Origin of the sequence: Inquilinus ginsengisoli (assembly GCF_050434925.1) — a bacterium.
Lineage (GTDB): Bacteria > Pseudomonadota > Alphaproteobacteria > DSM-16000 > Inquilinaceae > Inquilinus > Inquilinus ginsengisoli_B.
Genome location: NZ_JBNDJK010000001.1, coordinates 5155755 through 5175950, shown reverse-complemented (window position 1 = coordinate 5175950; position 20196 = coordinate 5155755). Strand labels below are relative to the sequence as shown.

Here is a 20196-nt window from a genome sequence, read left to right as displayed (position 1 = left end):
CGCCGCCAATCTGTTCCCGTTCGGCTCAGCGGCCGAGCGTGGCCGCCACTTCCGCCGCGAAGTCACCCTGCTCCTTCTCGATGCCCTCACCGAGCACGAAGCGGACGAAGCCGGTCACGCTGACCGGGGCGCCGGCATCCTTGGCGGCATCCTCGATCGCCTTGCGGACCTTGGTCTCGCCGTCCAGCACCCAGACCTGCTCGTGCAGAACCACTTCCTCGTAGTACTTGCGGATCCGGCCCTCGACCATCTTCTCGATGATCGCCTCGGGCTTGCCGCTGGCACGGGCCTGCTCAACCAGCACGGCGCGCTCGCGCTCGAGGTTGCTGGCATCGACGTCGGCGATGTGCAGCGCGTCCGGCCGGGCCGCCGCGACATGCATCGCGATCTGCTTGCCGAACGCCTCGAGCTTGGCCTTGTCGCCGGTCGATTCCAGCGCCACCAGAACGCCGATCTTGCCGAGGCCGGCGGCCACCGGGCTGTGGACATAGGCGGCGACGACGCCGTCCGACACCGACAGGGCGGCGCTGCGGCGCAGGCTGATGTTCTCGCCGATAGTGGCGATCAGATGGGTCACCTCCTCTGCGGCGGTGCGGCCGGTGCCGGGATAGGCGCTGGCGGCCAGCGCCTCGACGTCGCCATTCGCCTTGAGAGCAAGCCCGGCCAGGGTCGAAACGAGGCCCTGGAACTTGTCGTTGCGCGACACGAAATCGGTCTCGGAATTGACCTCGACCAGCGCGCCCCGGGTGCCCTCGACGGCAGCGCCGATCAGGCCCTCGGCCGCGACACGCCCGGCCTTCTTCGCGGCGGCCGCAAGGCCCTTCTTGCGCAGCCAGTCGACCGCGGCCTCCAGGTCGCCGCCGCTCTCGCCCAATGCCTTCTTGCAATCCATCATACCGGCGCCGGTCTTCTCACGAAGCTCCTTCACCAGCGCCGCGGTGATCTCGGCCATATCGTCCTCGCATCCGTTCGTTCGGCGCCGCGCCCCACCGGTCGCAGGCACCCTCATCGACAGAAAGGGGCGGCTTTCTGGGCCGCCCCTGGTTCGCTCTCGGCTCAGGCGGCCGGCTGCTCCGCCTCGCCGGTCTCGGCCGCCGGCGGCGGCAGCGCCTCCTCGGCCGGGGCCTCCTCCATCTCGCCGACATCGGCGCCGCTGGCGCTCATCTCGGCCTGGATGCCGGCGATCACCGAGCCGGAGAACAGCTCGCAATAGAGCTCGATCGCGCGCAGCGCGTCGTCATTGCCCGGCACCGGGAAGGTGATGCCGTCGGGGCTGGAGTTGCTGTCCAGCACGGCCACGACCGGGATGCCGAGCTTGGCGGCTTCCAGGACCGCGATCGACTCCTTGTTGGTGTCGATGATGACCAGGATGTCGGGCAGGCCGCCCATGTCGCGGATGCCGCCCAGCGCCTTCTCGAGCTTGTCGCGCTCGCGGGTCAGGGTCAGCTGCTCCTTCTTGGTCAGGCCGACCGCGCCCTGGTTGAGCTGCTCGTCCATCTCCTTCAGGCGCTTGATCGACTGCGACACCGTCTTCCAGTTGGTCAGCATGCCGCCGAGCCAGCGGTGGTTGACGTAGTACTGGCCGCAGCGCTTGGCTGCGTCGGCGATCTTGTCCGCCGCCTGGCGCTTGGTGCCGACGAACAGCACGCGGCCGCCATTGGCGACGACGTCACGGACCGCGTCGAGCGCCCGGTGCAGCATCGGCACGGTCTGCTCGAGGTCGATGATGTGCACGCCGTTGCGCACGCCGAAGATGAACGGCGCCATCTTCGGGTTCCAGCGGCGGGTGTGGTGGCCGAAATGGGCGCCGGCCTCGAGGAGCTGGCGCATGGTGAAGGTTGGCGTAGCCATGGGTCGGAAGGTCCTTTTTCCGGTTATTCCGCCGCGGGCCTTGCCTCTCGCCGTACCGCGGATTGCGGATATGACGAAAAGCACCGGAGCGACCGAGCCACTGCCGTGGCAGGCCGCGATGCCCGCGTGTGGGGTTGACGACGGCGCGGTTGATACGCCCTGCGCCGGGGAAAAGCAAGCCCGGGCAAGCGCCCGGACCGGCGTCGACCGCCGCGGCTCAGGCGCTGCGGCGGTCGGTCCAGACGAAACGCGAACGGTAGCGCTGCGCCCGGCGGGCGCGGTGCTCGGCCAGGTCATCGACCGGCGCGGCCGGGGCCGGCGCTGCGGCCGCCGGCTCGTCCCAGCGGGCGGCGATCTTGCCGGTCTCGGGGTCGCGGATCCAGCGCAGCAGCACCTTGTCCTCGTCCCGGACCGGGTCGTGGCGCAGGTCGCGGTTGCGGAAGCGCGGCAGGGCGGCCAGCGCCTCGGCCCGCGGCGAGATCACGGTGCCCAGCGCCAGGCGCAGGCGGCGATCGAAGCAGGAGAGAAATGCGAGGTTCATCGTTCGCTCCGTTCCCGCACGCGGCGGAAGCGGGGCGAACGGCGCTCCGACCCTAGGTCCGGCTCACGCCATCCACCCGGCCGAGGCCGAGTGCGATCCAGTGATGTTCGGGCGACGTCACCGCGGCCGGATCGGCCTTGGCGACGCCACGACTAGGGTGGTCGTCCATCTGTCTCTCGTTGTGAGATTGGCACCGGGCGGGTCTGGGCTCGTCCGGCGTCAACGGCCATGTATGCCCGCGCATCCGGAGAGTCAAGGTCAAAGCGAACGTCGCGGAATGCCTGGGCCGGAGCGGCCTTCGCAATCGGCCGGAACAGCGGCTTCGGGCTCCGGCCAGAGCCGGAGTCGCCGCCGGGCACCCCGGCAGAGCGGAACGGACTCCGTCCCTTGGTCCAATGCTCCATCGACCAATGGAACAAACCTGCGGGTTCGCTGCGTTGTCTGTTCTGCATGGTCCGCTGCGGACCGCCGCAATGGGCCAGCTGACCAGGCGTGACGCCCGGTCGCCCGCAACCCTGGCAGGAGGTCGCGCCGATGCGTATCCTCTTTCCGTTTGTGGTCGCGCTTGCCATCGCCGCCGGCAGCGCCGCAGCCCATGGACCGGCGGCTTGGATTCAGAACGGTCAATACCGGAACCTGACCGGCACGCACGAGCATTGCTGCGGGCCGAACGACTGCGCCGCCTACCCTTCCCGCGACGTCCAGGTTCGCCCCGACGGCTATATGGTCCGGCCGGCCGGCGTGTTGGTGCCGACCGACCAAGCCCAGTTCAGCGAAGACGACAAATACTGGCTCTGCCGCAAGCCGGACGGGTCGATGCGCTGCTTCTTCATCCCGAATGTCGGCGCCTGACGCAGGGGCCGCGACGAGGCGCGACATGATCCCATCTCTTCTCGGCTCCTACCACCGCATCGCGGTCGCCGGCGCGGCGGTCCTGCTGCTCCTCGGCACCGCGGCCGAAGCCCGGGCGGCGCTGCCGCCGTACTGGCAGCGGCTGCGGGAGATCCAGGCGGTCCTGGACAGCAACGATCTGGCCCAGAAGCTGCGCGATGCGCCGATCGACCGAATCGAGCGGCGTGGCGAGGATCTCTATCGAGTCCAGGCCGGCCCCTGCACGCTCGACATCCGCATCGTCGACGACCCTGCCAGTGGCACCCAGCCGACAGCGCCGGGGCCACGCCGATTCCATATCGAGGTCGGCGAGGCCACCTGCCGCTGATCCGGGCGGAACCGGTGCCGCGGCCGCCGCGTTGGCCGGGTGTGGACAAGGAGGCACCCGGCCCATGCATGCCTATTCCGTCCGGATCAACCCCGCCCGCCGTCGGGACCCGCTATGGCGCGCCGTCGATCCCGAGAACGGCGCCGACTTCGTGAAGGACATGGTGGTGTTCGCCGAGAGCCCAGAGGATGCGCGCCGCTATCTCGACTCGACCTTCCTGGCGACCGGCTTCTCCCCGGACAAGCCGCCCTTGCGGGAGACCGGATCGCCCTGGCACGAACGCGACTTGGTCCGCATCGAGCCCGCGCCGGACCAAGACGCGATCGCCCGGTCCGCCGGCCACAACCACGTGGTGCAGCGCGAGGGCCTGCTCAGCAACCCGAAGCGCGACCCGCTTTAGGTTACGCCGGCGCGAAGGTCGCCTTGTACTGCTCGCGCAGGGCCGCTTTCTGCACCTTGCCCATGGCGTTGCGCGGGATCTCCGCGACCACGAACACCGCCTTGGGCTGTTTGAACCGGGCTAGCTGGTCCTGCAGCGCGGCCTGGATCGTAGACGGGTCGAGCGGCGTGGCGCCCGCCCGCATCTTCACCACCGCCGCCACCGCCTCGCCGAAATCCGGATGCGGCAGACCGATCACTGCCGCTTCCTCGACGCCCGGGATGGCGTCGATCAGGCTCTCGACCTCCTTCGGATAGACATTGAAGCCGCCGGTGATGATCAGGTCCTTGGCGCGGCCGACGATCGAGACATAGCCGCGGTCGTCCACCACCCCGACGTCGCCGGTGATGAAGAAGCCGTCGGCCCGGAACTCGGCCGCGGTCTTCTCCGGCATCCGCCAATAGCCCTTGAACACGTTCGGGCCCTTGACCTCGATCACGCCGATCTCGCCCTGCGGCAGTGGCTTGGTATCCTCGCCCACCACCCGCAGCGCCACGCCGGGCAGCGGCAAGCCGACGGTCCCCGCCCGCCGCTCGCCGTCGAGCGGGTTCGAGGTGTTCATGTTGGTCTCGGTCATGCCATAGCGTTCGAGGATGGTGTGGCCAGTGCGCTGCCGGAACTGCTCGAAGGTGTCGGCCAGCAGCGGCGCCGAGCCGGAGATGAACAGCCGCATGTGAGCGCACGCCTCGGGCGTGAGGCCGGGCTGCTCCAGGAGCCGCGTGTAGAAGGTCGGCACGCCCATCATCACGCTGGCCCTGGGCAGCAGGCGCAGCACCTCGGCGCCGTCGAATTTCGGCAGGAACAGCATGGTCGCCCCGGCCAGGAGGGCGCAGTTGGTGGCGACGAACAGGCCGTGGGTGTGGAAGATCGGCAGGGCGTGCAGCAGCACGTCGTCCGGCCGGAAGCCCCAGTAATCGTGCAGGGTCAGGGCGTTCGACAACAGGTTGTCATGGCTGAGCATCGCCCCCTTGGAACGGCCGGTGGTGCCGGAGGTGTAGAGGATCGCGGCCAGGTCGTCCGGCCCGCGCGGCAGCGTCTCGAAGCTGTCCGCCTCTGTCGCCGCGGCCTCGGCCAGGGTCCCCTCCCCGGCCGGTCCCAGCGTCAGCACCGCCTTGGCGCCGGCCGGCTTGGCCGCCGCCTCGATCTCGGCCAGCCGCGCCGGCTGGCACACCGCCAGCGCCGGCTCGGCGTCGCCGGCGAAATAGCCGACCTCGCCCTTGGTGTAGGCGGTGTTGAGCGGCAGGTAGACGGCGCCGGCGCGCAGGCAGCCGAGATACAGCGCCACCACCTCCGGCGACTTGTCGACCTGCACCATGACCCGGTTGCCCGGCGCCACGCCCAGCCGCCGCAGCAGGTTGGCGTAACGGCCGCTGGCCGCCTCCAGCCCGGCATAGGAGATGCGGCGCCCGTCGGCGAGCTCGAGCGCCGGCTTCGACCGGTCGGCGGGAAAACGGGCGGACAGGGCGTCGTAGAGATTGGTCATTCGGCTCGGCGGGTCAGAGATAGGGTTTCAGCTGGCGCGCCACCGCGCGGCTCGTCGCCACCTTGCCGGCATTGACGAAGGCCTCGTGGTTCCGCTCCAGCTCGGCCGGATCATAGAGGTAGTTGACCAGAAGTCCCCAGCCCTGCTCCAGCCCCTTCGGCGCGGTGTCGCCGGCCCAGTTCAGCCGCTCCAGCCGGGCGCCGTTGCCGAGATGGAACCGCGCCACCGGGTCGATCGGCCGCCCGTTCGGCCGCAGCTCAGCGGCGAGGTAGCGGGCGCAGAGGCCGCTCAGCGCCGCCTTCATGATCTTGTCCGCGCCGGCCGCATCGATCCCGCCCGCCGCCAGCACCGGCAGCAGATCCTCGGCCGCCGCCTGGACCGCCGGATGCCCGTGCTCCGGCGCCCTGGTCTCGAGCCAGTGCCGGAAGCCCGGGATCGGCGACAGCGTCGAGAAGGTCGCGAGGTTCGGCAGGGTCTGCTGCAGGTCGGCGACCACCTGCTTCAGCAGGAAGCTGCCGAAGGAGATGCCGCGCAGCCCCTTCAGCGTGTTGGTGATCGAATAGAAGATCGCGGTGTCGGCCGCCGCCGGATCGCCGACCGGCGCCCCGGGGTCGAGCAGCGGCGCGATCTCGCCCGACAGGCCGCGCACCAGCGCCACCTGGACGAAGATCACCGGCTCGTTCGGCAAAGCCGGATGGAAGAAGGCATAGCAGCGCCGGTCCTCGGCCAGGCGCCGGCGCAGGAACTCCCAGCCCGGGATGGCGTGCACCGCCTCGTACTGGATCAGCTTCTCCAGGATGATCGCCGGCGTCTCCCAGGTGATCCGGCGCAGCTCCAGGAAGCCGCCGGAGAACCAGTCGGTCAGCACATGCTTGAGGTCGGCATCCACGATCCGCAGCTCCGGCTTCTCGTCGGCGAGGTCGAGCGCGTCGGCTCGCAGCCCGATCACGAACTCGGTGCCCTCGGGCAGCATGTTGATGCGGCGCAGAAGCTCCCGCCGCGGCGGCTCGGCCGCCTCGGCCAAGGCCAGCGCGCCCGCTGCGCTGGGCTCGGCGACAAAGGCCCGGGCGGCGGCGGCGACCGCGGCGTGGTCGGGCCCGAACTCGCGCGCCAGCAGGGTGAAGAACGCCTCGCGCCCGGCCGCGTCCAGGCCGCGGTAGAGGGCCACCAGCTCGCGCGCCAGGGCGATGCCGGAGGCTTCGCCGCGCTCGGACACCAGGGCATGACAGATGCCGCCGAGATCCTGGGGCAAGGGCCGGCCGCGGCCGAAGGCGAAGAGCTCGAGGCCGCGATCGGCGATCGAGTTGATGAGGTCGGCGATCTGCATGAGGCCCGTTCCGCTGCCACCAGACCCGGTCAGGGTAGCGCGTCCCGTCCCCGGGACAATCTCGCCCGGCGCATGGCGGGGATCCCGCAAACGAGAAGGGGCGGCACCAATGGCGCCGCCCCGTTCGCCGATCCGGCCGGCGTCAGTTCCTGTTGTTGCCGATAACCACCAGCGAGGCGGCGGAGATCGCCAAGCTCTGCACGATCGAGCCGACATCCCGCACCAGCCGGTACAGGTCGAACGGCGTCAGGTCGCGCGGCACGATGATGACCGACCCGGGCGGCACCCCGACCGAGCTGTAGCTCCAGGACGACAGGTCGAGCGGCTGCGCCTGGCCGTTCGGCATGATCACGAAGGCGCGGCCGGTGTCCGCCGCCTCGGTCATGCCGCCGGCGAATTCGACATAGTCGTCGGCGGTCAGCCTGCCGTCGTACTGGACGGTGCCCGGGTTGAGCACCTCGCCCGAGATGGTCACGAACAGCGGCCGCTTCGGCACGAACAGCTGGTCGCCCGTCTCCAGCGTGAAGTCGAGCTCGGGCTTGGCCGCCAGCACCGTCGGATCGGCCTCGATCACCACCCGCCCGGCGGCCGGGATGCTCTTCAGCTCGGCGATCAGGCTCTGGATCGCCGGCAGGGCCGCGGCGGGGCTCTTGTTGGCACTGTCGCCCTGGGCCTCCTGGACGAGCTGCGGCAACCCGGCCTGGATCTCGCGGGCGGTGCGCTCGTAACCCTGCTGCTGCTGCTGCCGAACGGACTCGCGGGTGAACAGCGCGCCGTAGGTGAAGGCTTGGTTGGTGTAGCCGCCGGAGCGCTGGATCAACTGCAGCAGGGTCTCGCCGCGGCGGATCACGTAGCGACCAGGATGCACGAACTCGCCGGCCAGGGTGACCGCTCCGTCTTCGCGCAGCTGCGGGTTCTGCGGGATGCGGACGCTGTCGCCGGGGTTCAGCTTGATCGACGCGGTGGTGGCGCCGAGGCTCTGCACCGAGCGCCAGGAACCGCTGAGGCTGGACGGCGACAGGGTGGAGAAGTAGCCGACCTCGATGGCGCGGCGGTCGGCCTCGATCGTCGTGCCGCCGGCGATGTCGAGCACGGTGGCGAGCGTGGTGCCCGGGATGATCGGGTAGCTGCCCGGCACCCGCACCTGGCCTTCGAGCGCGACGACGTGCTCGATCACGAAGGGCAGCAGGTCCGGATAGTCGTCGAATATCTGCGGGCAGGAGCGGTTGACCTGCAGGGAACCGGCCCCCTCGATGTTCTGGAAGGTCTGCCGCGCGTTGCGGAAGCGGCCGGTCGAATCATTGCGCACCGCCTCCGCCAGCGACCGCAAGCCGAGGCAGCTGCCGCTGACCGCAACCGCCGGGGGCAGGACGGAGGTCAGCGTCTGGTTCTGGGCCTGGACGTTCTGGGATGCGTCCGCCGCCGCCGATCGGGCCTGGCCCGGCTGGCGCCCGGCGAGCATCATCTGGACGTCGTCCCCGCCGAGATAACGGATGTCCTCGCGCGACAGCACGATCAGCCTGTCGCGGTCGCGCAGGCGGATGTTGCCGCCGCCGCGCAACGCCACCCCCAGATTGACCGGCACGAATTTGCGGATCCGCGTGGCCGGATCGGTGGTCTGGATCACGCCGAAGGGCAGATAGACGTCATCCGCCAGGATCGGCGGGTCGGACAGCAAGGCGCGGAGCGTCGGTGCGCTGCTCAGCGGCCGGACGCCGGCGACGGTGACGTTGCCGGTGATCGAGACGCTGCCGACGCGCAGATCCTGCGACAGCGTGATCTGGATGATGTCGCCGGTCTGCACCGGCACCGCTGTCTGGCCCGATAGATTCTGGACCTGGTCCTGGCCGTTGCGGTCGAGCCGCAGCAGGTTGAACCGGTTGCCGGAGGGGCGGATCGGCCCGCCGGCATAGTCCAGCATCTCAGCGACGCTGAGCGGGCCGGCGGCGTCGGACGGCATCTCGAAGATGCCCGGCCGGACGACGTCGCCGCCGACCCCGACGGTACGCCCGATCGTCGGCACCGAGATCCGGTCGCCGTCCTGCAGCAGGAGGTCGGCCTCGTTGCTGTAGCCCATCAGGAAGCCGTAGAGGTCGATGACCTTGGTCTGGCCCTGCCGGATCAGCGCAACCGTGCGCAGCGAGCCTGTCTTCTTGATCCCACCGCCGGCGGTCAGGGCATCGACCAGGGTCGAGAAGCTGGTCAGGGTCTGGGTGCCGGGCTTGACCACCTCGCCGGTCAGGGTCACCGAAATCGCCCGCACATCGCCGAGCGACACATAGGCCTCGGTGCTGACGTAGTTCTCTCGGACCCGGGTCTCGATCTCGCGGCGCAGGTCGCCGAAGGAGCGGCCGGCCGCCGGGACCGGCGGCAGATCCTGCAGGATCAGGCGGCCCTCGCGGTCGACCGTCGCGCTGATGCCCTGGTTCACCTGGCCGCGCAGGGTGACCACGATCTGGTCGCCGATGCCGACGACGTAGTTCTCGCTGACGGCGCCGCTGACCACCTGGCTGGCGACAGCGCCGCCGGAGAAGACGTCATAGCCGAACTGGCTGATGTCGCCGCTCAGCCGCCGCTGGTAGTCGGCTTCGATGCGCGAGACGGGCGCGGCGGAAATGCTCGACGACGGCAGGCCCGGTGAAATCACCGACGGCTCGGTCACCTGCGCGGCTCCCGTCGTCGGGACGCGCGGCCCGCTGGGAATGGTAATGCCGTCCGGCTGGATGCCCTGCTGCTGCAACTGCGACGGGCTGATGCCGAGCTGCTGCAACTGGTCGACCAGCGCATTCATCTGGGCCTGGCCGGCAACCGGGGTGAGGATCAGCATGCCGCAGGCCAGGAGGGCCGGGCCGATCCCGTAGCGAAGGGTCCATCCGCGTCGACGCGCCTCGCCCTCTCGGTCTCGGCGACGGTCACTGTGCACAGGCTTCATGGTCCCCCGCTTCTGACATCTTCTCAAATGGCCGATCGCAGCGCTGATCGACCAACGCCCCCAATGTTCCATCTTCTGAACGATCTGGCCGGGAAAGAAAACCCGAATCAATTCGTTGGCCCCTCAACCTGACACGCAGGCTTCAATCGGACCGCCCCCCTGGCCGCGAATTTTCTTCAGCCGTTCCAGCACCCGGCAGGCATAGGCGAACTGCCGGTCCGGATCGCTCGAATGATAATGCGCAATCGCCTGCAGCCAATTGCCGTAACGGTTAAACAATCGCCGCAGGAAATACGCACCATAGATCACATTGTATTGTGGCTCGAAGATCAGAGTGTAGTCCGGCAAGGTCTGCTTGTGGTAACGAAGCGAGATCTGCATGCAGCCGACATCGATATTAGGGCTTTCACCGCCGCCGTTATCCTCGATCGCCGCCTTCATGGCGGCCAGGCTGTTCGGGAACAGCGACGTGCCGCCGACATTCAAAGCCCAGGGGTAAGGCTCGCCCTTGCCGCCCGATTCGGTCTGCGCGATCGCCAACAGCATACCACGGGGAATGCCGAAGGCCCCCTCCATCGCCAGGATGTGGGGCGTGCAGCTGTCCTGCGCCCGCGCCGGTCCGGCCACGGCGGCCAAGCCGAGCAGCAGCGTCGCGATTGCCGCGATCCGACCCAATCCCCTCACCAACGCAACCGGCTTCCCCCGCCAATCGATGCAATGCTTCTAGCACACCGCGCCGATTCGGCAGAAGACCGGCGTATCAGACCGGCATTCCAGCGCGAATAACGGCGCGGCACGGATTATAGGCGATGCGGTAGGACAGCTCGGCCGGGTCGGCCACGTCCCAGAACACCAGGTCGGCCGCGAGCCCGGGAACCAGCCGGCCACATTCCTCGGCCAGGCCCAGCGCCCGCGCGGCGTTGCGGGTGACGCCGGCCAGCGCCTCCTCCGGCGTCAGGCGGAACAGGGTGCAGCCCATGTTCAGCATCAGCAGCAGCGAGGTCGCCGGCGAGGTGCCGGGATTGTTGTCGGTGGCCAGCGCCATCGGCACGCCGTGCCGCCGGAACGCCCCCACCGGCGGCAGCTGGGTCTCGCGCAGGAAATAGAAGGCACCGGGCAGCAGCACCGCGACGGTGCCGGCCCGCCCCATCTCCTTCGCCCCCGATTCGCTGGTGTATTCGAGATGGTCGGCCGACAGCGCCCCGAACCGCGCGGCCAGCGCGGCGCCGTCCTGGTCGGACAGCTGGTCGGCATGGAGCTTGATCGGCAGTCCGAGATCCCGCGCCGCGCGGAACACGCGCTCTACCTGGACCGGCGAGAAGGCGATTTTCTCGCCGAAGGCGTCGACCGCGTCGGCCAAGCCGTCCCGCGCGATCGCCGGCAGCATCTCCTCGACGACGCGGTCGAGATAGCGGTCGGGCTGGTCGCGATCCTCCGGCGGCACCGCATGGGCGCCGAGGAAGCTGCGCCGCACCCGGAGGCCGCTCTCTCGCCCCAGTCGACCGGCGACGCGCAGCATCTTGGCCTCGGTCGCGAGGTCGAGGCCGTAGCCGGACTTGATCTCGACGGTGGTGACGCCCTCGGCCGCCAGCGCATCGAGCCGCTTCCGGGCCGAGGCCAGCAGGCCCTCCTCGGTGGCGGCGCGGGTGGCGGCGACGGTCGAGACGATGCCGCCGCCGGCGCGCGCGATCTCCTCATAGCTGGCGCCGTGCAGCCGCATCGCGAATTCGCGGGCGCGGTCGCCGCCATGGACCAGATGGGTGTGGCAGTCGATCAGCCCGGGCGTGACCCAGGCGCCGGCCGCGTCCTCCACGACCGTGGCCAGGCGATCGGGCGCGCCCGGCAGGTCCGCCTGCCGCCCGACCCAGGCGATGCGGCCGCCCTCGGTCGCGATCGCACCCTCGGGAATGGCGCCGTAGCCCTCCCCATTCATGGTCGCCAGCCGCGCATTGATCCACAGCCGATCCCACATGCCGCTCTCCGTCAAGGCAGATGTTTTATAATTTGAGTTTCGCTATAAAACATTGTCATGCGCGTTTCACCGCCTCCATCTCTCGGCGGCCCTGGTCGTCCTCGCATCTTTCACGAGTTCACGAAACTCGCATTTGGCGTTGGCATGGTATCATCCGACGGCCGTTATCTCTCTTGGGACGAGGCCCGCGTTCGCCAGCCCCCTGGTGGGCTGTCCACCGAAGACTGGTGGTTCACCATTCGCTGGGTGCGGGCGAACAGCGCAACCGTGCTGCCCTTTGGAGGCAAGCATAGCAAAGCCTTTTCGTTCTGCGAGCCGCCGGTCCTGCGGTCGGTGCTGCACTGGATCGACACCCAGGCGGGTGGCCAGATCCTGACGGAGACGCCGGCCGCCAGCAGCGCCCAGCGCGACCGCTACGTCATGACCTCGCTGATCGAGGAAGCCTTCGCCAGCTCCGTCCTCGAAGGCGCGGCCACCACCCGACAGGCGGCTCGGGAGATGATCCGCGATCATCGCGAGCCGCGCAGCCTCGGCGAACGGATGGTGCTCAACAACTATCGCGCCATGGAGTTCGTCCGCGAGCACGCCGGCCAGCCGCTGACCGCGGCCCTCATCCTCGAGCTGCATCGCGTCGTCACCGAGGGAACCCTGGAGAAGCCGGAAATGGCCGGACGGCTGAGGCGGGCGGAGGACGACGTCAAGGTCGTCGATCCGCGCGACGGCGAAGTCCTACATATCCCCCCGGATGCCGACACGCTGCCGAAGCGGCTCGACACACTGTGCGCCTTCGCCAACGACCTGAACCCGCCACCGGACAAGTTCATCCATCCGGCGGTCCGGGCCGTCATCCTGCATTTCATGATCGGCTACGATCACCCCTTCGTCGACGGCAACGGCCGGACGGCGCGGGCGTTGTTCTATTGGTCGATGCTGCGACAGAGATACTGGCTGATGGAGTTTATCTCCATCTCAAGCATCATCCGCCGGTCGCCGGTGCAATACGCCAAGGCCTATCTGAACAGCGAGCTGGATCACAACGACCTGACCTATTTCCTGCTCAACCAGACCAAGGTGGTGCGGCTCGCCATCGAGGGGCTGCAGAACTATCTCACCCGCAAGGCGCGGGAGATCGAGCTGGTCGAAAGCTGGCTCGACGGGACCGCCTATGAGGGTCGTTTCAACCACCGCCAGCTCGACATTCTCAAGACCGGCGCCCGCTCGCCCGGCGCGCAAGTCACCGTCGACGGCCACAAGAACAAGCACCGCGTCAGCTATCACACGGCGCGCTCGGATCTGGAGGATCTGCTGGCCTCCGGCCTGCTGCGCAAACGCCAGGTCGGACGTGGCAAGGCCTATGTCGCGCCGTCGGACCTCACCGAGCGGCTGCAGGGAAAGAAGGCATGATCGTGACCACGCGCTATTTCGCCGAGACCGCCCTTCTGGCCGATGGCTGGGCCGATGACGTCCTGATCGAGGTCGACGCCCGCGGCGACATTACCGGTGTCTCGGCGGGGACGGTGCGCGGCGATGCCGAGCCGATCGCCGGCATCGTGCTGCCCGGCATGGCCAATCTGCACAGCCACGCCTTCCAGCGCGCCATGGCCGGGCTGGCCGAGACCACCGCCGGCCCGGGCGACGATTTCTGGAGCTGGCGCGAGCAGATGTACCGCTTCGTCCGCGTGCTGAACCCGGACCAGGTCGAGGCGATCGCGGCCCAGCTCTATGTCGAGATGCTGAAGGCCGGCTACACCTGCGTCGCCGAGTTCCATTACCTGCACCACCAGCCGGACGGCACCCCCTATGCCGACCGGGCGGAGCTGTCGCGCCGAGTGATCGCGGCGGCCAAGACGACCGGCCTCGGCATCGCCCATCTGCCGGTGCTGTACAACTCCGGCGGCTTCGGCGGGCAGCAGGCGGGCGACGGGCAGCGCCGCTTCCTCAACGATGTCGACGGCATCCTCGACATCATCGGACGGCTGCGCGCCGACCATGCCGGTGACCCGGATGTGCGGATCGGCGTCGCGCCTCACTCCCTGCGCGCGGTGCCGCCCGAGATGCTCGCGGCGACGGTCGAAGGGATGCAGTCAGCCGATCCGGCGGCGCCGATCCACATCCACATCGCCGAGCAGGTCAAGGAGGTCGAGCAATGCCTGGCCTGGAGCGGCGCCCGGCCGGTCGAATGGCTGCTCGGCCATGCCGCGGTCGACGACCGCTGGTGCCTGATCCATGCCACCCATCTGACCGAGGCGGAGACCGCGAGCCTGGCAGCGAGCCGCGCGGTCGCCGGGCTGTGCCCGACCACGGAGGCCAATCTCGGCGACGGGCTGTTCCCCCTCGCCCCCTTCCTCGCCGCCGGCGGCGCGCTCGGCATCGGCTCGGACAGCCACATCTCGGTCGGGGTGATCGAGGAGCTGCGCTGGCTGGAATACGGCCAGCGCCTGTCGCAGCGGAAGCGCGGTGTCGCCGGCGGGCCGGACCGGCCCTCGGTCGGCGCCACGCTGTTCCAGGCGGCGATCGACGGCGGCGCCCGCGCGGTCGGTCGCACCACCGGCCGGATCGAGGCCGGCGCCCGGGCCGATCTGGTGGTGCTGGACCGCGACCATCCGGCGCTGATCGGCCGCAAGGGCGATACGCTGCTGGACAGCTTCGTCTTCGCCGGCAACGATTCCCCGATCCGCCACGTCATGGCCGGCGGCCGTTGGCGGGTGCGCGACGGCCGCCACGCCGACGAGGCCGCGGTGGCGGCGCGCTACCGGCAGGTGATGGCGGCGCTGCTGGCCTGACGGACAAAGAAAAGCGGGCCCTGGAAACCGGGGCCCGCGAGGTGAACAGGGAGGCTGCTCGAGCGGGAGACGCTATCGAGCTGCCGCTACCCTAGCCCGCCCTCCATCCTTCTGCTGTGACGGCCGTCACGCCGGGCAGATTTTGTCGTCAGCTGGGATTGCCTGCCGCTGCCGCCGGAACCGCAAAAATCTGCCCGGGATAGATCAGGTCGGGATTGCGGATCTGCTGCTGGTTGGCCTGGTAGATCACGGTGTAGCGCGGCCCCTCGCCATAGAGCCGGCGGGCGATCCGCCACAGGCTGTTGCCGGGCTGGACCACGACCCGCCCCTCGGCCACCGCGACCTCCGCCGGCGCCGCCCGCTGGAACGGGGTCTCGGCCCGTGCGGTCACCTTGCCGGCGGCATCGAGCTGATCGGCTCGCAGCTTGTAGACACCGGGCTCGATCGTGCCTTCGGCCCGGATCCGGAACCGCCCGCTCGGATCGGCCCCGCCTTCGCCGATCGGCCGGTTGTCGAGATAGAGCCTGATCGTCGCGCCGGCCCGGCCCCGGCCGCTGACGAAGACGGTGCCGCCCTCGCCATAGTCGATGACGTTGATCGACAGTGCCCCGCCCGGAGCCGCCGGGGTTGGACCGGACGAGGTCGCCTGCGGTGCCTGCAGGACGGTGGAGGCGCCCTGCTGCGGCGTCAGCAGCACCAGCGGGCTGCTGCCGCTGCCGGCCGCCGGCCGGCCGGCGATGTCGCGGCCACGCTCCGGCACCACCACAGTGGCGACCTCGCCGGAGGCGGCGCCGCCATCGGCCAGTCGCAGCGACAGCTGGTGGTCGCCGGCCGCGATCGGCGCGTCGGACATGAAGATCCAGCCACCGGAGCTGTCGGCCTGGACCGAACCGATCTGCCGGTCACCGTCCATCAACAGGATGCGGGCTCCGGCCGGGCCGCGCCCGGCGATAGTGACGCCGCCATCCGAATTTACCCGGATCGCGTCGAAGCTCAGCACGGCCGGATCGGCCGGTGCCGCCGCTTGGGGAGATGGCTGGGCTGGGGCTGGCGGCGGCTGGACCGATGCCTGCGGCTGGACCGATGCCTGCGGCTGGACCGATGCCTGCGGCTGGGCCGAAGCCGGCGGCGGCTGGACCAATGCCTGCGGCTGGGCCGGAGCCGGCGGCGGCTGGACCGATGCCTGCGGCTGGGCCGGAGCCGGTGGCGGCTGGACCGAGACCTGTGGCTGGGCCGAAGCCGGCGGCGGCTGGATCGAAGCCTGCGGCTGGGCCGAAGCCGGCGGCGGCTGGATCGAAGCCTGCGGCTGGGCCGAAGCCGGCGGTGGCTGCACCGAAACCTGCGGCTGGGCCGGAGCCGGCGGCTGGGCCGGTGCCAAGGCGACCGCGGACGGCGCACCGGCGATCCGGGGAGGCTCGTCGAACCCGCTTCCCAGAATCCGGGGCGACGGCGGCGCGACGGGAGCCGCAGGCGCCGCCACGGGCGCAGGGGCCGGCGCTGCCGGCGTCGGCGGGGCAGCCGCGGGCGGAGTGGCCGGAGCAGCGGCGGGGGCCGGCGCCGCCCTTGGCGGTATCGCATCCCGTGGGGATTGCCCGGTGTATTCGACCACGGCGAGGATGGCCGCGAGCACAGCGACCGCAACGCCGCCGATCAGCAAAAGTTTTTTCAACGCCGGAACCGCCCCGATATAATTCGCGCCAAGGTATCCGCGCAGTCATCGACTCGCAACAAACCCCTGCTTTGGCCGCATCGAAACTTGCCCCGGCGGCGATCCCTTCCTAATGTCGCGCGCCGGCGCCGCCGGCCTCCGACCCGACCACATCCGTGCGATCATGGCCGAACTTCGTTCCCTCTGCGTCTATTGCGGCTCCGCCTCCCGGGTCGACGAGCGCTACAAATCCGCCGCCGCCACCCTCGGCGGCCTGATCGCCGCCCGCGGGCTGCAGCTGGTCTATGGTGGCGGCCGGGTCGGGCTGATGGGCATCGTCGCCGACGCCGCGCTCGGCGCCGGCGCGCAGGTCGTCGGCATCATCCCGGAGCACATCCAGGCGCTGGAGGTCGAGCACACCGGCCTGACCGAGCTGCATGTCGTCGACAGCATGCACACCCGCAAGCGGATGATGTTCGACCGGTCCGACGCCTTCGTCGTGCTGCCCGGCGGCCTCGGCACGCTGGACGAGGCCTTCGAGATGCTGACCTGGCGGCAGTTGAAGCTGCACGAGAAGCCGGTCGTCTTCGTCGACATCGACGGCTATTGGCGCCCGTTCCTGCGCCTGGTCGACCACATGGTCGCCCAGGGCTTCTGCCGGCCGGAAAACCGCGACCTATTCCAGGTGGTCGAGACGGTCGAGGAGGTGTTCGGCGCCATCGCCGCGCCGCAGCCGATCGCCGCCCGCGCCAGCGACAGATCGGTGTAGCCCCGCGCCTTTCGCCCCCCGCGGCCGGGTGCTATAAGCCCGACCATTCCTGTCCGAAGCGGAAAGATCCCGATATGGCCAAGATCAAGGTCAAGACCCCGGTCGTCGAGCTCGACGGCGACGAGATGACGCGCATCATCTGGCAGTTCATCAAGGACAAGCTGATCCTGCCGTATCTCGACATCGATCTCCGCTATTACGACCTCGGGGTCGAGTATCGCGATCAGACCGACGACCAGGTGACGATCGATTCCGCCGAGGCGATCAAGAAGTTCGGCGTCGGCGTCAAATGCGCCACCATCACCCCGGACGAAGCGCGGGTGAAGGAATTCAACCTCAAGAAGATGTGGAAGTCGCCGAACGGGACGATCCGCAACATCGTCGGCGGCACCATCTTCCGCGAGCCGATCATCTGCCGCAACGTGCCGCGCCTGGTGCCCGGCTGGCGCAAGCCGATCATCGTCGGCCGCCATGCCTTCGGCGACCAGTACCGCGCCACCGACCTGAAGGTCCCCGGCCCCGGCACGCTGACCATGACCTTCACCCCGACGGACGGCAGCCAGCCGGTCGAGCTGGAGGTGTTCAAGTTCCCGGGCGCCGGCGTCGCGCTGAGCATGTACAACCTGGACGAGTCGATCCGCGGCTTCGCCCAGTCGTCGCTGAACTACGGCCTGCTGCGCCAGATGCCGGTCTATCTGTCGACCAAGAACACCATCCTCAAGGGCTATGACGGCCGCTTCAAGGACATCTTCGAGGAGGTCTACGAGGCCGAGTTCAAGGACCGGTTCCAGAAGGCGGGCCTGACCTATGAGCACCGGCTGATCGACGACATGGTCGCCTCGGCCATGAAGTGGGAGGGCGGCTTCGTCTGGGCCTGCAAGAACTACGACGGCGACGTGCAGTCGGATTCGGTGGCCCAGGGCTTCGGCTCGCTCGGCCTGATGACCTCGGTGCTGCTGACCCCCGACGGCAAGACGGTCGAGGCCGAGGCGGCGCACGGCACGGTGACCCGCCACTACCGCGAGCACCAGAAGGGCCGCGCCACCTCGACCAACCCGATCGCGTCGATCTTCGCCTGGACCCAGGGCCTGGCCTACCGCGCCCGGTTCGACGAAACGCCGGAGCTGCTGCGCTTCGCCGAGACGCTGGAGAAGGTCTGCGTCGAGACGGTCGAGGCCGGCCACATGACCAAGGACCTGGCCATCCTGATCGGCCCGGACCAGCCCTGGATGACCACCGAACAGTTCCTGGACAAGCTGGATCAGAACCTGCAGGCCGCGATGGGCTAACGCCCAGGCCTTGTGCCGAAGCAACGAAAGGCCGGCTCGCGCCGGCCTTTCTGCTTTGAGCCTGGTCCCCCGTCAGGGCCCGATCACGTTGTTGATCGACAGCCCCTGCAGCACCGTCATCAGCGGCGCCTCGCCCGCGGTCGTGCAGACCACGCCCTGAATGAGATGGCTGCGGCGCTGCAGGTCGAAGACACCGCAGCGCTCACTGGCGCCGGTCAGGCTGATGATCCGGTACCGCAGGCGATACCCGTTCAAGCTCGTCTGGTCACCGCGCACCACGGTGAACCCGGTCGCCTTGAACACCCGCTGCGCCATCCGGGAGAGGCTGGGCAGGCTGTCGCTGTCGCGCCAGCTGTAACCGCCGGGCAGCCGCGACCAGTCGACATAGGCGAGCAGCTCCCGGGTCGAAAAGGTCGCCGTATCCACCCGGACGATTCCACCGCCATCGGCCGCCTGTTCCTCGATATGCTTCGTATTCTCGGCGGCGACGCCGGCCAACGGCCCCGAGACGAAACTGATCGGCGACTCCTCGGCCCGGGCGAGCCCCGACGCCGCCGCGAGCATGAGAAGCCCCGCCGCACACCACATCGCTCGATTGAACATGCTCCCCCTCCGCATGATCAGGCGTCCCCGCCCGTTGTCGTCTTGAACCGGCCGCTCAGGGCCCGATCACGCCGTCGATCGAGATGCCCTCCATCACGGCCTGGACCGTGAAGGCGCGGGCGGCCGGAGCGCAGGCAAAGCCCTGGACCATATGGTTCCGGCGCATCAGCGCGAACACGCCGCAGCGGCGGTCGATGCCGATCAGGCTGATCTTCCGGTATTGCGCGGCATAGCCGTTCACCGTGATCCCGTCGCTTTCCAGGATGGTGAAGCCGGTGGCGTCGAAGATGTCCTTCACCTCGTCCGACAGGGAGCGAACATCGTTGTCCTGCCAGCGGTAGTGGCCGCCCAGGCGCGACCAGGCGATCCAGGCGAGCATCGGGCCGGACTTGAACACCGCCGAGTCAGTGGTCACCGCACCGAAGGCCGAATGGGCCAGCGTCTCCCCCTCGTGCTTGACGTTCTCCGCCACCGCGCCCTGGAGCGGCCCGGACACGAAGCTGATCGGAGACTCCTCGGCCAGCGCAGGCCAGGACAACACGGCCATGGCAAACACGCCCATGGCGCGTCGCAAGATACGATCGAACATGATCCCCCTCCGCCCATGATGAACCGGTGCGGGCCGCCTGGGCCGACGGCTTCGCCCGTTCGGGTTCGTTTCAGGGGGCGATCGCCGACAAACAAAGCGCCGCCAGGGCGAGGAGCCCGGCGGCGCAGGATGAAATGCCTCGCTTCATGAAATTCCCCCGAATATCTAGGAGGAATTAATGCCGAAGCTTTGGTTGGTTGGCGAGAAAATTCGTCAAATCACCCGCAACTCACGCCCGCAGGATGGTGCGGTCGTCGTCGCGCCGCTTGCCGGGCGGCTGATAGGCGATCTGGGCATGCTCGGTGCAGTACGGCAGGTTGCCGTGGGCGGCCTTGCCGCAGAAGTGGAAGTCCTTGTCGCGCGGATCGCCGATCGGCCATTTGCACATCCGCTCGGTCAGGTTGAGGATGGTGGCGCCGCCCGATTTGCGCTCCGGCACCGGCTTTGCCGGCACCTTCGCCACGGCCGGCGGGGTCTCGGCGGCGACGGCGGTGGTGGTGGCGACACCCTCCTCCTCGTCCTCGCCGTCCTTGCGCTTGATCGGCGACGGCCGGCCGGAGAGCTCCAGCCGATGCGCCTTGCCGATCACCGCATTGCGAGAGACGCCCCCCAGGATCTCGGCGATCTCGCTGGCACTCTTCCCGTTTCCCCAGAGCTGACGCAGCTGCGCCACCCTTTCTTCGGTCCAAGACATCCGCTTCTCCCAAGATCACGCGCACTGGATGCGCGTACCACATATTGCGGCTTCGTC

20 protein-coding genes are annotated in these 20196 nt (G+C 69.2%); 8 read left to right on the top strand and 12 right to left on the bottom strand.

What is annotated here, in order from left to right:
* Positions 1-25 precede the first annotated feature (25 nt).
* The 3 genes from tsf to QFZ27_RS24675 all read right to left on the bottom strand — a co-directional run bounded on the left by tsf (position 26) and on the right by QFZ27_RS24675 (position 2392).
* Entirely contained in the window at positions 26-952 is a 927-nt protein-coding gene (tsf, locus tag QFZ27_RS24685; RefSeq protein ID WP_429229113.1) for a translation elongation factor Ts, read from the bottom strand.
* 104 nt (positions 953-1056) lie between these two features.
* Complete coding sequence (rpsB, locus tag QFZ27_RS24680; protein WP_429229112.1) at positions 1057-1851, bottom strand: 30S ribosomal protein S2; 795 nt, start codon at positions 1849-1851, stop codon at positions 1057-1059.
* 217 nt (positions 1852-2068) lie between these two features.
* Entirely contained in the window at positions 2069-2392 is a 324-nt protein-coding gene (locus tag QFZ27_RS24675) for a hypothetical protein (RefSeq protein ID WP_429229111.1), read from the bottom strand.
* A 534-nt stretch (positions 2393-2926) separates the two neighbouring features.
* Between QFZ27_RS24675 and QFZ27_RS24670 the strand changes: the two genes are divergently transcribed.
* From QFZ27_RS24670 to QFZ27_RS24660, 3 genes are all read left to right on the top strand, one after another.
* Complete coding sequence (locus tag QFZ27_RS24670; RefSeq protein WP_429229110.1) at positions 2927-3244, top strand: hypothetical protein; 318 nt, start codon at positions 2927-2929, stop codon at positions 3242-3244.
* Between the two features lie 25 nt (positions 3245-3269).
* Positions 3270-3611 carry a hypothetical protein gene (locus QFZ27_RS24665; protein ID WP_429229109.1) on the top strand — a complete coding sequence of 114 codons (342 nt, stop codon included), beginning with the start codon at positions 3270-3272 and terminating at the stop codon, positions 3609-3611.
* 64 nt (positions 3612-3675) lie between these two features.
* Complete coding sequence (locus QFZ27_RS24660; RefSeq protein WP_429229108.1) at positions 3676-4011, top strand: hypothetical protein; 336 nt, start codon at positions 3676-3678, stop codon at positions 4009-4011.
* Between the two features lies 1 nt (position 4012).
* Here QFZ27_RS24660 and QFZ27_RS24655 read toward each other — a convergent pair whose 3' ends face one another.
* The 5 genes from QFZ27_RS24655 to hutI form a co-directional block, all read right to left on the bottom strand.
* Positions 4013-5533, bottom strand: coding sequence for a malonate--CoA ligase (locus QFZ27_RS24655; protein WP_429229107.1), 1521 nt, complete (start codon positions 5531-5533; stop codon positions 4013-4015).
* A gap of 13 nt (positions 5534-5546) precedes the next feature.
* A complete protein-coding gene (locus QFZ27_RS24650; RefSeq protein ID WP_429229106.1) occupies positions 5547-6860 on the bottom strand; it encodes a malonyl-CoA decarboxylase domain-containing protein in 1314 nt (437 codons plus the stop codon).
* Between the two features lie 142 nt (positions 6861-7002).
* The gene (locus QFZ27_RS24645; protein WP_429229105.1) at positions 7003-9687 is read right to left on the bottom strand and encodes an SLBB domain-containing protein; all 2685 of its coding nucleotides are present in this window, start codon (positions 9685-9687) and stop codon (positions 7003-7005) included.
* A gap of 228 nt (positions 9688-9915) precedes the next feature.
* Positions 9916-10467, bottom strand: a complete 552-nt coding sequence (locus QFZ27_RS24640) for a lytic transglycosylase domain-containing protein (RefSeq protein WP_429229104.1) — start codon at positions 10465-10467, stop codon at positions 9916-9918.
* Positions 10468-10552: 85 nt separating this feature from the next.
* A complete protein-coding gene (gene hutI / locus QFZ27_RS24635; protein WP_429229103.1) occupies positions 10553-11764 on the bottom strand; it encodes an imidazolonepropionase in 1212 nt (403 codons plus the stop codon).
* A 57-nt stretch (positions 11765-11821) separates the two neighbouring features.
* On the opposite strand from hutI, the gene QFZ27_RS24630 reads away from it, so the two are divergent.
* Complete coding sequence (locus QFZ27_RS24630) at positions 11822-13168, top strand: Fic family protein (RefSeq protein ID WP_429229102.1); 1347 nt, start codon at positions 11822-11824, stop codon at positions 13166-13168.
* Complete coding sequence (locus QFZ27_RS24625; protein WP_429229101.1) at positions 13165-14547, top strand: formimidoylglutamate deiminase; 1383 nt, start codon at positions 13165-13167, stop codon at positions 14545-14547. Before QFZ27_RS24630 ends, QFZ27_RS24625 begins: the two co-directional genes overlap by 4 nt.
* Before the next feature lie 148 nt (positions 14548-14695).
* Here QFZ27_RS24625 and QFZ27_RS24620 read toward each other — a convergent pair whose 3' ends face one another.
* The gene (locus tag QFZ27_RS24620) at positions 14696-15547 is read right to left on the bottom strand and encodes a LysM peptidoglycan-binding domain-containing protein (RefSeq protein ID WP_429229100.1); all 852 of its coding nucleotides are present in this window, start codon (positions 15545-15547) and stop codon (positions 14696-14698) included.
* Here QFZ27_RS24620 and QFZ27_RS24615 point away from each other — a divergent pair.
* The 3 genes from QFZ27_RS24615 to QFZ27_RS24605 all read left to right on the top strand — a co-directional run bounded on the left by QFZ27_RS24615 (position 15501) and on the right by QFZ27_RS24605 (position 18253).
* The gene (locus tag QFZ27_RS24615; RefSeq protein WP_429229099.1) at positions 15501-16238 is read left to right on the top strand and encodes a hypothetical protein; all 738 of its coding nucleotides are present in this window, start codon (positions 15501-15503) and stop codon (positions 16236-16238) included. The two genes, QFZ27_RS24620 and QFZ27_RS24615, sit on opposite strands and share 47 nt — an antisense overlap.
* A gap of 141 nt (positions 16239-16379) precedes the next feature.
* Positions 16380-16964: an LOG family protein gene (locus tag QFZ27_RS24610; RefSeq protein WP_429229098.1), complete on the top strand. Its 585-nt coding sequence runs from the start codon at positions 16380-16382 to the stop codon at positions 16962-16964.
* Between the two features lie 74 nt (positions 16965-17038).
* Entirely contained in the window at positions 17039-18253 is a 1215-nt protein-coding gene (locus QFZ27_RS24605) for an NADP-dependent isocitrate dehydrogenase (protein WP_429229097.1), read from the top strand.
* A 72-nt stretch (positions 18254-18325) separates the two neighbouring features.
* Here the strand turns inward: QFZ27_RS24605 and QFZ27_RS24600 are convergent, their stop codons facing one another.
* From QFZ27_RS24600 to QFZ27_RS24590, 3 genes are all read right to left on the bottom strand, one after another.
* The gene (locus tag QFZ27_RS24600) at positions 18326-18856 is read right to left on the bottom strand and encodes a hypothetical protein (RefSeq protein ID WP_429229096.1); all 531 of its coding nucleotides are present in this window, start codon (positions 18854-18856) and stop codon (positions 18326-18328) included.
* A 55-nt stretch (positions 18857-18911) separates the two neighbouring features.
* Complete coding sequence (locus QFZ27_RS24595; protein WP_429229095.1) at positions 18912-19445, bottom strand: hypothetical protein; 534 nt, start codon at positions 19443-19445, stop codon at positions 18912-18914.
* A 229-nt stretch (positions 19446-19674) separates the two neighbouring features.
* Entirely contained in the window at positions 19675-20139 is a 465-nt protein-coding gene (locus QFZ27_RS24590; protein WP_429229094.1) for a GcrA family cell cycle regulator, read from the bottom strand.
* Between the last annotated feature and the right edge of the window lie 57 nt (positions 20140-20196).

Coding starts and splice junctions, on each gene's coding strand:
- tsf (WP_429229113.1), bottom strand. CDS start 952: ATGGCCGAGATCACCGCGGCGCTGGTGAAGGAGCTTCGTGAGAAGACC.
- rpsB (WP_429229112.1), bottom strand. CDS start 1,851: ATGGCTACGCCAACCTTCACCATGCGCCAGCTCCTCGAGGCCGGCGCC.
- QFZ27_RS24675 (WP_429229111.1), bottom strand. CDS start 2,392: ATGAACCTCGCATTTCTCTCCTGCTTCGATCGCCGCCTGCGCCTGGCG.
- QFZ27_RS24670 (WP_429229110.1), top strand. CDS start 2,927: ATGCGTATCCTCTTTCCGTTTGTGGTCGCGCTTGCCATCGCCGCCGGC.
- QFZ27_RS24665 (WP_429229109.1), top strand. CDS start 3,270: ATGATCCCATCTCTTCTCGGCTCCTACCACCGCATCGCGGTCGCCGGC.
- QFZ27_RS24660 (WP_429229108.1), top strand. CDS start 3,676: ATGCATGCCTATTCCGTCCGGATCAACCCCGCCCGCCGTCGGGACCCG.
- QFZ27_RS24655 (WP_429229107.1), bottom strand. CDS start 5,533: ATGACCAATCTCTACGACGCCCTGTCCGCCCGTTTTCCCGCCGACCGG.
- QFZ27_RS24650 (WP_429229106.1), bottom strand. CDS start 6,860: ATGCAGATCGCCGACCTCATCAACTCGATCGCCGATCGCGGCCTCGAG.
- QFZ27_RS24645 (WP_429229105.1), bottom strand. CDS start 9,687: ATGCTGATCCTCACCCCGGTTGCCGGCCAGGCCCAGATGAATGCGCTG.
- hutI (WP_429229103.1), bottom strand. CDS start 11,764: ATGTGGGATCGGCTGTGGATCAATGCGCGGCTGGCGACCATGAATGGG.
- QFZ27_RS24630 (WP_429229102.1), top strand. CDS start 11,822: ATGCGCGTTTCACCGCCTCCATCTCTCGGCGGCCCTGGTCGTCCTCGC.
- QFZ27_RS24625 (WP_429229101.1), top strand. CDS start 13,165: ATGATCGTGACCACGCGCTATTTCGCCGAGACCGCCCTTCTGGCCGAT.
- QFZ27_RS24610 (WP_429229098.1), top strand. CDS start 16,380: ATGGCCGAACTTCGTTCCCTCTGCGTCTATTGCGGCTCCGCCTCCCGG.
- QFZ27_RS24605 (WP_429229097.1), top strand. CDS start 17,039: ATGGCCAAGATCAAGGTCAAGACCCCGGTCGTCGAGCTCGACGGCGAC.
- QFZ27_RS24600 (WP_429229096.1), bottom strand. CDS start 18,856: ATGTTCAATCGAGCGATGTGGTGTGCGGCGGGGCTTCTCATGCTCGCG.
- QFZ27_RS24595 (WP_429229095.1), bottom strand. CDS start 19,445: ATGTTCGATCGTATCTTGCGACGCGCCATGGGCGTGTTTGCCATGGCC.
- QFZ27_RS24590 (WP_429229094.1), bottom strand. CDS start 20,139: ATGTCTTGGACCGAAGAAAGGGTGGCGCAGCTGCGTCAGCTCTGGGGA.